Annotated in this window: 15 protein-coding genes; 9 read left to right on the top strand and 6 right to left on the bottom strand. The window is 65.7% G+C overall.

The window, feature by feature from the left end:
- Positions 1–392: aminotransferase class IV (locus AWJ14_RS00005; protein WP_171904787.1), on the bottom strand; the 392-nt coding region annotated here is incomplete at its 3' end.
- Positions 393–599: 207 nt separating this feature from the next.
- Between AWJ14_RS00005 and AWJ14_RS00010 the strand changes: the two genes are divergently transcribed.
- The 3 genes from AWJ14_RS00010 (at position 600) to AWJ14_RS00020 (ending at position 3383) form a co-directional block, all read left to right on the top strand.
- Entirely contained in the window at positions 600–1121 is a 522-nt protein-coding gene (locus tag AWJ14_RS00010) for a MarR family winged helix-turn-helix transcriptional regulator (RefSeq protein WP_066173165.1), read from the top strand.
- A gap of 18 nt (positions 1122–1139) precedes the next feature.
- Positions 1140–1844 carry a response regulator gene (locus tag AWJ14_RS00015; protein ID WP_066173168.1) on the top strand — a complete coding sequence of 235 codons (705 nt, stop codon included), beginning with the start codon at positions 1140–1142 and terminating at the stop codon, positions 1842–1844.
- Between the two features lie 156 nt (positions 1845–2000).
- Positions 2001–3383 carry an ATP-binding protein gene (locus AWJ14_RS00020; protein WP_066173171.1) on the top strand — a complete coding sequence of 461 codons (1383 nt, stop codon included), beginning with the start codon at positions 2001–2003 and terminating at the stop codon, positions 3381–3383.
- Positions 3384–3457: 74 nt separating this feature from the next.
- Here AWJ14_RS00020 and AWJ14_RS00025 read toward each other — a convergent pair whose 3' ends face one another.
- The 4 genes from AWJ14_RS00025 to AWJ14_RS00040 form a co-directional block, all read right to left on the bottom strand.
- Positions 3458–3799 (bottom strand): tRNA-binding protein, encoded by a 342-nt coding sequence (locus AWJ14_RS00025; protein ID WP_066173175.1) that lies wholly within the window; start codon positions 3797–3799, stop codon positions 3458–3460.
- Between the two features lie 22 nt (positions 3800–3821).
- Positions 3822–4634, bottom strand: a complete 813-nt coding sequence (gene proC, locus AWJ14_RS00030; RefSeq protein ID WP_066173179.1) for a pyrroline-5-carboxylate reductase — start codon at positions 4632–4634, stop codon at positions 3822–3824.
- Between the two features lies 1 nt (position 4635).
- Entirely contained in the window at positions 4636–5136 is a 501-nt protein-coding gene (locus AWJ14_RS00035) for a type III secretion system chaperone family protein (protein WP_066173182.1), read from the bottom strand.
- A gap of 333 nt (positions 5137–5469) precedes the next feature.
- Complete coding sequence (locus AWJ14_RS00040; protein WP_066173185.1) at positions 5470–5790, bottom strand: accessory factor UbiK family protein; 321 nt, start codon at positions 5788–5790, stop codon at positions 5470–5472.
- Positions 5791–6027: 237 nt separating this feature from the next.
- On the opposite strand from AWJ14_RS00040, the gene lgt reads away from it, so the two are divergent.
- The 6 genes from lgt (at position 6028) to AWJ14_RS00070 (ending at position 11922) form a co-directional block, all read left to right on the top strand.
- On the top strand, positions 6028–6861 hold the full coding sequence (gene lgt / locus AWJ14_RS00045; RefSeq protein WP_066173188.1) for a prolipoprotein diacylglyceryl transferase: 834 nt from the start codon (positions 6028–6030) through the stop codon (positions 6859–6861).
- A gap of 21 nt (positions 6862–6882) precedes the next feature.
- On the top strand, positions 6883–7983 hold the full coding sequence (locus AWJ14_RS00050) for a class I SAM-dependent methyltransferase (protein ID WP_066173194.1): 1101 nt from the start codon (positions 6883–6885) through the stop codon (positions 7981–7983).
- Between the two features lie 102 nt (positions 7984–8085).
- On the top strand, positions 8086–8910 hold the full coding sequence (gene pgeF / locus AWJ14_RS00055; RefSeq protein ID WP_066173198.1) for a peptidoglycan editing factor PgeF: 825 nt from the start codon (positions 8086–8088) through the stop codon (positions 8908–8910).
- A 1-nt stretch (position 8911) separates the two neighbouring features.
- Entirely contained in the window at positions 8912–10066 is a 1155-nt protein-coding gene (locus tag AWJ14_RS00060; protein WP_066173201.1) for a M24 family metallopeptidase, read from the top strand.
- Positions 10067–10187: 121 nt separating this feature from the next.
- Positions 10188–10781, top strand: coding sequence for a YajG family lipoprotein (locus AWJ14_RS00065; protein ID WP_066174708.1), 594 nt, complete (start codon positions 10188–10190; stop codon positions 10779–10781).
- Positions 10782–10989: 208 nt separating this feature from the next.
- Positions 10990–11922: a ribose-phosphate pyrophosphokinase gene (locus AWJ14_RS00070; protein ID WP_066173204.1), complete on the top strand. Its 933-nt coding sequence runs from the start codon at positions 10990–10992 to the stop codon at positions 11920–11922.
- A 125-nt stretch (positions 11923–12047) separates the two neighbouring features.
- Here AWJ14_RS00070 and AWJ14_RS00075 read toward each other — a convergent pair whose 3' ends face one another.
- Positions 12048–12593, bottom strand: coding sequence for an NADPH-dependent FMN reductase (locus AWJ14_RS00075; protein WP_083219918.1), 546 nt, complete (start codon positions 12591–12593; stop codon positions 12048–12050).
- Between the last annotated feature and the right edge of the window lie 398 nt (positions 12594–12991).

A 12991-nucleotide genomic window follows, 5' to 3' on the forward strand; every position in this document is an offset into this window, starting at 1 on the left:
TTGAAATAGCTGGGCCACTGCCAGATCGCGATGGCGAGATTGATCCGGTTGCTCTGCGCCGACACCCCCATCATCTCCGAGCCGCGCCAAGCGATCGGCCGCACATAGGCGTCTTCCATCCCCTGCCGGGAGAGAAGCTCGACGCAGGCCTTGTCGATCTCTGCGACGCTGTAGGGGATCTTGAAGCCGAGGATCTCCGCGGACAGGTGCAGCCGCTCGGTATGCTCGGTCAGCTTGAAGATCTCGCCGCCATAGGCGCGCTCGCCTTCGAACACCGCGCTGGCATAGTGCAGGCCGTGGGTCAGCACGTGGATTTTTGCATCTTTCCACGGCACGAATTCGCCATTAAACCAGATTTCGCCGTCGAGCTGGTCGAAAGGTACGGATGCCATCGGGTCTCCTCCAAGCGGTATGCCGTCATGATGATGGTGTGTCTCAAGCCGGTGTCGGTGACCGAGGGACCCGCCGTCCGGTCAGGCCCGGGAAACGGGCAATGGCCGGCCTGCGGGCAAGTCCATCCCGCCTCGCACGCAATTGAAGGCTAGCAATCGCGCCAAATTATGTCAACATAGCTGACATATTCGAAAGGAAATGTCGTCATGAGCCGATCCGGCGCGATCAACCCCGTTCCTCGCCCCGTTCCCAGCGATGCGGCCCTCCCGTCTTCGAGCGAGACCGAGGAGATCGATTTCGAGGTCATCGAACTGCTGTTTTTCGCCTATCGCGACTTCACCTCCGATCCGGATGCGATCCTCGATACGTCCGGCTTCGGCCGGGCGCATCACCGGGTCGTCCACTTCGTCAACCGCGAGCCCGGGCTGACGGTCGCCGCTCTGCTCGAAACGCTCAAGATCACCAAGCAGTCGCTCGCCCGGGTTCTCAAGCAACTCATTGATTCCGGATACATTACCCAGGTCGCGGGCCCCGAGGACCGGCGCCAGCGCAGGCTCTATCCGACCGAGCGCGGCCGCGAACTCGCGCTCGCGCTGGCCCGGCCACAGTCTCGCCGCATCGCCAATGCATTTCAGGGCATGGACGAGAACGGGCGGGCCGTGGTCAAGGCATTTCTTTCCGGTATGATCAATCCGGCGCGTACCGATGCGTCCGACAAAACCGGCTGAACTTGAGGGATAGACCTGATGACCCCCTTGCCCGGCGATGATGCCGCCCATCTTCTCGTCGTCGACGACGACACCCGTATCCGGGATCTGCTGTCCCGTTACCTGGCCGAACAGGGTTTTCGCGTCACCACCGCCGCCGACGCGGCCGAAGCGCGGCGCAAGCTCGACGGCATCGATTTCGACCTCCTGGTGATCGACGTGATGATGCCGGGCGAAAGCGGCCTGTCGCTGACCCGCGCCTTGCGCGAGATCAAGACCGTGCCGATCCTGATGCTGACCGCGCTCGCCGAGGGCGACGCCCGCATCGACGGGCTCGAGGCGGGGGCCGACGACTACCTGGCCAAGCCCTTCAATCCGCGCGAACTCGTGCTGAGGATCAACAACATCCTCAAGCGCGGCGGCCAGCCGGCCACGCCGAAGGTCGAGCAGGTGGTGTTCGGCCCCTACACCTTCATCATCGCCCGGCGCGAGCTCAAGAAGTCCGGCGAGCCGGTGCGGCTCACCGACCGCGAGCGCGAAATCATGGTCACCTTCGCCGAAAAGGCCGGCGACACCGTGCCGCGCCATGAGCTGGTGGGCCCCGACATCGAGGTCGGCGAACGCACCATCGACGTCCAGATCAACCGGCTGCGCCGCAAGATCGAGGACGATCCAGCGAACCCCGTCTGGCTGCAGACCGTGCGCGGCATCGGCTATCGGCTGAGCGTGGAGACGACGGCGTAACGCAATCGCCCGCCAAGGGCGTCGCCCTTGCCCTCTCCGCTGTCCCCGGCCGCATGCAGGCGGGACCCTACCCTAAGCTCCCGGCTGACGTTATAAACGATCCGGCGGGCGGTTTCGCCGCCGCGAAAGACGAGCCGGGGGGCAAGGCGCCACAGCATGACCAGCATCGATTCCATCCGCCGGGAATATGAGCGCTACCCGCCCAGCGGGTTGCGCCGTTTCACGCGCTGGTTCACCAAGCGGATCCCGACCCGGCTCTATGCCCGCGCGCTTCTGATCATCATCGTGCCGATGGTGCTGCTGCAATCGGTGATCGCCTTCGTGTTCATGGAACGGCACTGGCAGACCGTGACGCAGCGGCTGTCTATGGCCGTGACTCGCGACATCGCCGCCATCATCGACGTGCTCGAAACCTACCCCCAGGATGCGAGCTACGACCAGATCATCCGCATCGCCCGCGAGCGGCTCGAACTCAACATCGCCATCGAACCGCCCGGCGACCTGCCCGCGCCGCGACCCAAACCCTTCTTCTCGATCCTCGACCAGATCCTGTCCGAAGAGATCACCCGGCAGATCCAGCTGCCGTTCTGGATCGATACGGTGGGCAATTCCAACATTGTCGAGATCCGCATCAAGCTCGCGGACAAGATCCTCAGGGTCTTTGCCAAGCGCAGCCAGGCCTATGCGTCCAACACCCATATCTTCCTTTTGTGGATGGTCGGCACCTCACTGGTGCTGCTCGTCATCGCCATCCTGTTCCTGCGCGGACAGATCCGGCCGATCCTGAAGCTGACACAGGCAGCCGAGAGTTTCGGCAAGGGTCAGCCCATGCCCGACGACTTCCGCCCGCGCGGGGCCGACGAGGTGCGCCGCGCCGGCGTCGCCTTCATCAAGATGCGCGAGCGCATCGAGCGCCAGATCGAGCAGCGCACCGCCATGCTCTCGGGCGTGAGCCACGATTTGCGCACCATCCTCACCCGCTTCCGGCTGCAACTGGCGCTGGTCGGCGACGGCCCCGAGATCGACGAGCTCAACAAGGACATCGACGACATGCAGTCGATGCTCGACAGCTACCTCTCCTTTGCCCGCGGCGAGGCCGAGGAGGATGTGGGCAGCGTCAGCATCAAGGCGGTGATCGAGAAGGTCGCCGCAGATGGCCGCCTGCGCGGCGCCACCGTCACCGTCTCGGTGCAGGGCGACGACGAGATCCAGGTGCGCCCCAACGGCTTCGCCCGGCTCTTGACCAACCTCGTCTCCAATGCCTCGCGCCACGCCGACGAGGTGGCGATCGAGGCGACCAACCGCAACAAGTGGCTCACCATCTCCGTGGACGACGACGGACCCGGCATTCCCGAGGATGCGCGCGAGGACGTGTTCCGCCCGTTCTACCGGCTCGACGCGGCGCGCAACCAGGATGAGACCGGAACCGGGCTGGGGCTCGCGATCGTGCGCGACATCGCCCGCAGCCATGGCGGCGACGTGACGCTGTCGGACAGCGCCATGGGCGGCCTGCGCGCAACCGTGCGCCTGCCGGTCTGAGCGGCAGCGCACGCCTTACCCGCGTTGCGCCACCATGTCTCGCGTCACTTGGAGAGTTTGCGGGCCCGAGGCCCCTACATCAGCCGGGCGCCGTTCGGCACCGGATGATCGACCCCCGCGAGCACCACCGCACCCTCGGCATCCATGAAGCCCAGCGTCAGCACCTCGGAGATGAACGGGCCGATCTGCCGCGGCGGAAAATTGACCACCGCCATCACCTGACGGCCGATCAGCTCGTCGGGCGAATAATGCACGGTGATCTGCGCGGAGGACTTCTTCTCGCCGATCTCGGGACCGAAATCGATCCGGAGCCGGTAGGCGGGCTTGCGCGCCTCGGGGAATTGTTCGGCAGCAACCACGGTGCCGCAGCGGATATCGACCTTTTCGAAATCGTCCCAGGCGATGGTCGCAGTCATGCTCAATCTTCCTTCCGAAGCCTCAGCCGGCGAGTTCGCGCGAGCGGTCGCGCGCGGCCTTCAGGGCCTTGTCGAACAGCGGCTGGATGCCCTCGTCGGCCATCAGCACCGAAAGCGCGGCTGCGGTGGTGCCGTTGGGCGAGGTTACGTTCTTTCTGAGCGTGCCGGCGTCGTCCGGGGACCGGTGCAGGAGTTCACCGGCCCCCGTGACCGTGGCGCGCGCCAGACGCATGGCGAGGTCCGCCGGCAGGCCGCATTTGCGTCCCGCCTCCGCCATGCATTCGACCAGGTAAAACACGTAAGCGGGGCCGCTGCCCGAGACGGCGGTGATCGCGTCGATCAGGGCTTCATCCTCGACCCATTCCACCGGACCGCAGACCGACAGCAGACGGTCGACCTCGTCGCGGGCCTTGGCGCTGACGGCAGCATTGGCGACCGCGCCGGTGATCCCCCGGCCGATCATCGCCGGCGTGTTGGGGATGGTGCGGACAATGGCGCCACCCAGGCGCTGTTCGAAATAGGCAATCGTCTTGCCGGCCGCCACCGACAGCGTGACGGTGTCGGGTCCGACCAGTCCGCCGAGGCCCGCGACCACATCGTCCATGATCTGCGGCTTGACCGCCAGCACCAGAACGCCCGCGATCAGCCCTTCGGGCGCGGCCTGTTCCAGCCGCACCTTGGCCGAAGCCAGCTTCAACGACATCTCGTCGGACGTCTTGGGATCGATGACGACGATCGCGGCGGGATCGATGCCGGATGCGAGCCAGCCATCAAGCATGGCGCCGCCCATGTTGCCCGCGCCGACGAGAACCAGCGGAGTGGCGGGCGACACCATCTCAGGCCTCGCCGCGGGTTTCGAACATCACCGCGGTGATCGCCGACTTGGCATCCATGCCGGACCAGACCACGAACTGGAAGGCCTGGAAATAGGCTTCACAGGAATCGAGCGCGTTCGACAACAGCACCTCGACCTGCCGGTTGGTGGGCTCGGCCCCGCCGGCCAGCAGCAGCGCCTGGCGGAAAATGACGACATGTTCGTGCTGCCACAGGTCGAAATGCCCCATCAGCACCTGGCCGTTGACGTGGGAGAGGAGCTTCATCACTTCGGTGATGCGGCTTTCGGGCACCTTGATGTCGAAAGCGCTGGCGATGTGCAGCGCCTCGCAATCCTCCATCCACGAGAACGACACATGATAGTCGGTCCAGTGGCCCTCGACAGTCATGGCGATCTCGTGCTCGCCGGAGCGCTCGAACGTCCAGTCGTTCGCCGCTGCCACGAATTCGATCATGTCAACCGGATTGGAGTGTCGTTCGAATTCGATATTGCTGAGATTCATGCCCCACCTTGTCCATTTCCAGCGCTTGCGATCCGCTTCGAACGGAACCCGGCAAACACCTCGCCCATGCATGATTCACCTGCTGTCCCAGGCCATAGCCCCCCGGGATTGATAACCGGGCTCCAGTCGCCCGTTCCGAATCATCATTTAGAATCAGTGTATAAATGCAGAGTCCGAGCGCCAGTCCCCCGGCCTCATTTTGTCAGTTCGCCCCTGTGGACCAAGTTGCAAAACTGATTCCGCCGTGACTCATAACTGACTCACCCTAAAGGCTTTTTGAGCCTCGGGTCGCAGTGGACAACCTGTGCAAAAAAATTTCGGGCGAAACGCCGCTCAGGACTTCGAGCGCGGCTCGCGCTTGGCGGGGGATGGCTTTGCCGCTTCGTCACCGCCCGAAGCGGCTGATTTGGACTGCGCCTTCTCGAGCTTTTCGAGCCGCGCGGACAGCGCATCGTTCTCGTCGCGGGCCTTGATCGCCATGGCCCGGACGACCTCGAATTCCTCGCGTTTGACCAGGTCCATCGAATTGAGGAGCCGTTCGAACTGCGCGCGCATGGCGGTTTCCATTTCCCGCTGCACGCCCTGGGCCGCGCCCGCAGCGTCGGTCATCAGTTTGGCAAGTTCGTCGAAAATCCGGTTCGATCCGCTGTTCATGGCATTCATCCCTGAGCCGACCCGGGCCGGCGCTGTTGCGAGTGGCTTTGATCAAGTCCTTGAATTAAGCGCTCGCACGCCAAGTTGCAAGCCAAAGCGCGCCCGCAAGCCTTGCGCAAAGCCCGCATGCCATGTCAGGGAGCGATTGACCGGCGATCTCGCCGGAAAATCGCCTTGAATCCGTGACGGAGTGTGCCCCGCACTCAGCCACGCCCGCCAGCGAGGAAGGAAGCCGTATTGGAGCAGACCGCGACCGTGTTGTCGCTGATCGCGTTCCCGGACATCGATCCGGTGATTTTCTCGGTCGGCCCGGTACATATCCGCTGGTACGGCCTGGCCTATGTCGTGGGGATTCTGCTGGGCTGGCGCTATGCGCGGGCCCTGGTGGAAAACGCACGGCTCTGGCCGGCGGCCGGTTCGCGCATCACCGCGCTGGACATCGACGACTTCCTGATCTGGGCCACCGTCGGCATCGTCGCCGGCGGTCGCATCGGCTACATCCTGTTCTACGACATGGCGGCGGTCTCCGCGGATCCCTTGCGCGCCTTCGAAATCTGGAACGGCGGCATGTCGTTCCACGGCGGCCTGCTCGGCACGCTGATCGCAATGGTGCTGTTCGCGCGCAAGCGTGGCATCCCGCTGTTCAACCTGTTCGACGTGGTCTGCGCGGTGGTGCCGGTCGGCCTGTTTTTCGGCCGGCTTGCGAATTTCATCAATTCCGAACTGTGGGGCAAGCTGACCGACATGCCCTGGGCGGTGGTGTTTCCGACCGGCGGCCCGTTCCCGCGCCACCCCACCCAGCTCTATGAGGCGGGCCTTGAGGGCATCCTGCTGCTCGCGCTGCTGGCCTGGCTGATCTACCGCCACCGGGCGCTCGCCTTTCCCGGGCTGGTGTCGGGCCTGTTCGTCGCCGGCTACGCGCTGGCGCGCATCTTCGTCGAATTCTACCGCGAACCCGATGTGCAGATCGGCTATCTGGCCGGCGGCTGGCTGACCATGGGCATGGTTCTGTCGCTGCCGATGCTGGCGATCGGCGTCTTCGTCGCCGCCACCGCCCGTGCGCGCGCCTGACCGCTTCGGAAACGTGAGACCATGACCCCGCTCGCAGAAAAGATAATCCGTCTGATCCAACAGACAGGCCCGCTCAGGATCTCCGACTATTTCGCGCTCTGCCTCGCCGATCCGGAACACGGCTACTACCAGAGCCGCGAACCCTTCGGCCGGTCCGGCGATTTCACCACCGCGCCGGAAATCTCGCAGCTGTTCGGTGAAATGATCGGCATCTTCCTGGTCCATGCCTGGCAGGCGCAGGGCGCGCCCGCAAATGTGCACATCGTCGAGATCGGACCCGGTCGCGGCACGCTGATGTCGGACGCGCTCCGGGTGATCGCCAAGCTCGCGCCGGAGCTTTACACCAGCGCCGGCATCCACCTGGTCGAAACCAGCGAGCGGCTGCGCAACGTGCAGCGCCAGACCCTGATCCGCTTCAAGGACCGCATCTCCTGGCATTCCGCCTTCGAGGAGGTGCCCGCGGGCTTCACCCTGATGGTTGCCAACGAGCTGTTCGATGCGGTGCCGATCCGCCAGTTCGTCAAGACGCCCAAGGGCTTTCGCGAACGCGTGGTCGGGCTTGACGACACCGGCGCACTCAGTTTCGGCCTCGGCGCCGGCGGGCTCGATCCGTCGCTGCTGCCGGTCAAGGAAGACGCCGTGCCCGACGGCGAGATCTTCGAGGTTTCGCCCGCGCGCACGGCGGTGATGCAGGCCGTCGCCGCCAAGCTCGTCCGCGACGGCGGCACCGCGCTGACGATCGACTACGGCCATCTGGTGACCGGTTTCGGCGACACGCTGCAGGCGGTCTACCGCCACGACTACGATCCGCCGCTGGCGCGACCGGGCGAAGCGGACCTGACCAGCCATGTCGATTTCCAGGCGCTGGCCGAAGCCGCGCTGAGCATGGGCGCGCATGTGCACCGGCCGGCCAACCAGGGCGAATTCCTGGTGGGCCTCGGCATTATCCAGCGCGCGGGATCGCTGGGGGCCGGCCGGGACGAATTGACCCAGGCCGCCATCAGCGACGCGGTCAACCGCCTCGCCGGCGAAGGCCCGGGCCGTATGGGCGCGCTTTTCAAGGTGCTCGCGGTGTCCGGCGCACCGGTCAAGATCACGCCGTTCGACCCGCAATCGGCGTGATCGGGCGAATTGACAGACGCCGCCGCGATGGCCACCATCGTGCGCCTGCGGGCATGCGCCGCGGATTCGGCCCTGTCTTGCAACCCACGGGAGGAGCAGACCATGACGGTTGAGCACGCCGCGCCAGCCCCGGCGCCTGAAGCTGTGCCGGACCCGGTGCGCGCCCCGCTGCTGGAGCGCGAAACCGCGGCGTCCGGGATCATGCACGGCTTCTTCAGCCGGACCGGCGGCGTTTCCGAAGGGCTTTACCGCGGCCTGAATGTGGGGCTGGGCTCCCGCGACAACCGCGTGCATGTGCACGAAAATCGGGCGCGGGTCAGCCGCTGGTTCGGGCTCGATCCCGACCGCCTCGTCACCGTGCACCAGGTGCATTCGGCGCGGGTACAGGTCGCCACGCACACCAATCGCGCCGACCGGCCGGAAGCCGATGCGCTGGTCACGGCCACGCCCGGCCTGGTGCTCGGGGTGCTTTCGGCCGATTGCGGCCCGGTGCTGTTTGCCGATCCGGAAGCCCGCGTCATCGGCGCCGCCCATGCCGGCTGGCGCGGGGCCTTCGACGGCGTGCTCGAAGCCACGATCGCGGCCATGCAGGCGCTCGGTGCCCGGACCGGGCGCATCGTCGCCTCGCTGGGCCCGTCGATCAGCCAGGCCAGCTACGAAGTGGGCCCCGAATTCGTGGACCGCTTCGTCCGCGACACGCCCGCAAACGCGGCCTATTTCACCGCCTCGGCCACGCCCGGCCGTTCCATGTTCGATCTGAAGCAGTTCACGGTCGACCGGCTCGCCGCCGCCGGGGTGCGCGCCGAGATGCTGCCCCACTGCACCTATGCGGATGAGCAGGCCTGGTATTCCTACCGGCGCACGACCCACCGCAACGAACCCGACTACGGACGACAAATCTCCGCCATCGCCATCAAGGAGGACTGATATGGCCCTGCATTTTGAACGCGAGGAATACGCCGCCCGTCTCGACCGGCTCACCGAAAGCATGCGTGCGGAAAAGCTCGACGCCATGCTGCTGTTCGCCCAGGAGAGCATGTACTGGCTCACCGGCTACGACACCTTCGGCTTCTGCTTCTTCCAGTGTCTCGTCGTCAAGGCCGACGGCTCGATGACGCTGCTGACGCGCTCGGCCGACCTGCGCCAGGCGCGCCAGACCTCGAACATCGAACGCATCGTGGTCTGGACCGACCGCACCAATGCCGACCCGGCGGTGGATCTCAAGAACCTCCTGTCCGATCTCGACCTGCTCGGCGAGCGGATCGGCGTCGAATACGACACCCACGGCCTGACCGGGGCCAATTGCCGCAAGCTCGACAACCAGCTCCAGAGCTTTGCCGAACTGATCGACGCCTCCTATCTCGTCAGCCACCTGCGGCTGATCAAGAGCCCCGCCGAGATCGCCCATGTCCGCCGCGCCGCGGCCCTGGCCGACGCCGCCCTCGACGCGGGCCTGCCGCTGATCCGCTCGGGCGGCAACGAGGCCGATATCCTGGCGGCGATGCAGGGCGCGGTGTTTTCCGGCGGCGGCGACTATCCCGCCAACGAATTCATCATCGGCTCCGGCGAGGACGCGCTTCTGTGCCGCTACAAGGCCGGCCGCCGGCAACTGACGGAGAACGACCAGCTGACGCTCGAATGGGCGGGCTCCTTTGCCCATTACCATGCCGCGATGATGCGCACGATCATCATCGGCGAGCCGACGCCGCGCCATGTCGAGCTCTACGAGGCCTGCCGGGAGGCGCTCGACACGATAGCCGGCATTCTCAGGCCCGGCACCACCTTCGGCGAGGTCTTCGACGCTCACGCCCAGGTGATGGACGCCCGCGGGCTGACCCGCCACCGCCTCAACGCCTGCGGCTATTCGCTCGGCGCCCGTTTCACGCCGAGCTGGATGGAGCACCAGATGTTCCTCGCCGGCAACCCGATCGTGATCGCGCCCGACATGACGCTGTTCGTGCACATGATCATCATGGATTCGGAAACCGGCACCGCCATGACGCTGGGCCAGACCTATCTGACCACCGAGGACGCACCCGAATCGCTGTCGGCCAAATCGCTCGACCTGATCACCGCAGCCTGACGCGGGGTCACAGCCAGCACGAGGGCAGAGACGCCCTCTCTCCCGGCCTTTATCCCCACGGCCAATTGACAGGCCAGCCCCGGGGATTTCATAACCATCCGGGAAAAGGGCGGGAAACATGATGCATCGCATCAAAATCATCGGCTTTGTCTGCGCGCTGGCCGCTTTCGTCGCTGCGTGCAACAGCACCGAGCAGACCCTGCAGCCGAATCCCGGCGCACCGTCCGCCGCGGCGGGAAACACCGATAACACCACGCCCGTCGAGGCCTTCCCCGCAACTCCGGCCGATGCGGCACCGGGCGCTGCTGCGCCGGCACAGGCCGGCGCGGCGCAGGCGTCGATGCCCGCCGGGCAGGTGCGCGGCCGCATCCGCTTCATGCCGGTCATCGGCGCGCCGGTGAATGCGGTCACGCCGCTGTCGCGGCAGCTGGCGGTGGAAGCGCGCAACCGCGGCCTGGCGATCCTGAGCGCCAGCGATCCCGGCGGCGAGCATGTGCTCAAGGGCTATTTCTCCGCCGACAATTTCGACGGCAAGACCACCGTGTTCTATGTCTGGGACGTGCTCGATGCGGCCGGCAACCGGATGCACCGGATCCAGGGCCAGGAATCGGTCGCCGGCGGACCCGGCGATCCCTGGGCCACGGTGCCCGCCGACGTGATGGAACGGATCGCCGCCCGCTCGATCGCCGAATACGCCGCCTGGCGCGGGCTGTGACGCTGCGCCGCGCGGCCCCTGCCCGGGGATGCGCGAGAGCGGTTGCGTGAGATTGTTAACACGTTCAACAGAAAAAACGCGTTCCGCGCCGACTGCGTACTTGCAATCAGCAAATCCGCCGCTAAAACGCGGTCCAACGGAATGACGCCCATACCCCATGCGCGACCCTGCGCATGGCGCGGCACGGCGGGAAAGCAGGCGGTCCCAAATGAAGGTTTTCGCAGGAAACTCGAACCGTCGCTTAGCGGAATCCATTTGCAATTATCTCAACGTGCCGCTCGGCAAGGCCAGCGTCAGGCGCTTCGCCGACCAGGAGATCTTTGTCGAGATCCAGGAGAACGTGCGCGGCGAGGACGTGTTCGTCCTGCAGTCCACCTCCTACCCGACCAATGACCACCTGATGGAACTGTTGATCATGATCGATGCGTTCCGGCGGTCCTCGGCCCGGCGCATCACCGCGGTGCTGCCCTATTTCGGCTATGCCCGCCAGGATCGCCGCGCCTCCGGCCGCACGCCGATTTCGGCGAAGCTGGTGGCCAACCTGATCACCGAGGCCGGCGCCGACCGCGTTCTCACGCTCGACCTGCATGCCGGCCAGATCCAGGGCTTCTTCGACATCCCCACCGACAACCTGTTCGCCATTCCGGTGATCGCCCGCGACATCAAGGCCAAGTACCAGCTCGAAAACGTGATGGTGGTCTCGCCGGACGTGGGCGGCGTGGTGCGCGCCCGCGCGCTCGGCAAGCGGCTCGGCGCCCTGCTCGCCATCGTCGACAAGCGCCGCGACCGGCCGGGCGAATCCGAGGTGATGAACATCATCGGCGAAGTCAGCGGCAAGGACTGCATCCTGATCGACGACATCGTCGATTCCGGCGGCACGCTGTGCAACGCCGCCGAGGCGCTGCTGACCAACGGCGCGAAATCCGTGACCGCCTATATCACCCACGGCGTGCTTTCGGGCGGCGCGGTGGCGCGCGTGTCCTCCTCCAAGCTCCAGGAACTGGTGATCACCGACTCGATCCAGCCGACCCCGGAAATCCAGGCCGCGCCGAATATCCGGGTGATCTCGACCGACGCGCTGATCGGCGAAGCGATCAACCGCACCGCCGCCGAGCAGTCGGTCTCGAGCTTGTTCGACTGACACGGCAAAGCCCCCGGCATCGGGCCATCCGGCCACCGGGGGATCGTTCTGTCCTCAAGCGTCGGTTTCGTTTTGCGCCGGAGCAGGCCCTGCCCGCTCCGGCGTCTGCTTGCCGGGCGTCCCGCTCAGCCGACCCGCTCGATGAAGCCCGCGAACTTGTCGATAAAGCCGTTGAGGAACGCCTTGGTGTCCTCATTGGCGACCGCGCCGCTGTCGTCGAACAGTTCCGGCTTGTACTGGAAGAAGACCTCCGGCTGGCCCATCAGCACCACGTCGACGACGCCGAGCAGCCCCTTGAGCGCCTGCTGGCCCACGGCCGCGCCGATGGCGCCGGGCGAGGTGCCGATCACGGCGCCGGGTTTTCCCGCCCAGGAGCTCTTGCCCCAGGGCCGGCTGCCCCAGTCGATGGCGTTCTTGATCGCCGGCGTGAAGGACCGGTTGAATTCGGGCGTGACGAACAGAAGCCCGTCGGCGGCTTCGATCTCGCGCTTGAGACGCAGCACCGCTTCGGGCGGATTGTCCCACAGATCGTCATTGTAGAGCGGCAGGTCGCCGATTTCGACGAAATGGAAGTCGAGGCGCCCGTTTGCGAGCTTGCCGAGGCTTTCGGCGAATTTGCGGTTGAGGGATTGCTTGCTCAGGGAGCCGACCAGAACTGCTACGGATTTCATGAGGGTACTCGCTTGCATGACAGGGAGGAAGGCGCCGGGCGGCGCCGAACCCCTTACATACGCCCTGAAGCTGTTGAATTTCAGGGGCAATCCGTCTCCGTGGCGTTGACACACCGTTACCCCCCTCGCGCCAGGGGAACCACCGGGCGGGGCCGGCGGGGGCGCCTCCCGGCAGATGCCGACGGTGCGGCGACAAAGAGCGCAGGCCGGCATCGCAAGGCCGCCCCAAACCGCCCGGAAAGCTTGCATTCGCGCATCTGCTCGGCTATAGCGGCGACGTCCGTGCAGACACCCTTGGAGGCACCGCGGATGAAGCGCCGTCATTCTTCGAATGCGACGGCGCTTGATGTTTTTGGGGACCGGCTTTGCCGCAGCCCGAAAAGCAGCCTTTATATGAA

The organism is Parahoeflea olei, assembly GCF_001703635.1.
Lineage (GTDB): Bacteria > Pseudomonadota > Alphaproteobacteria > Rhizobiales > Rhizobiaceae > Hoeflea > Hoeflea olei.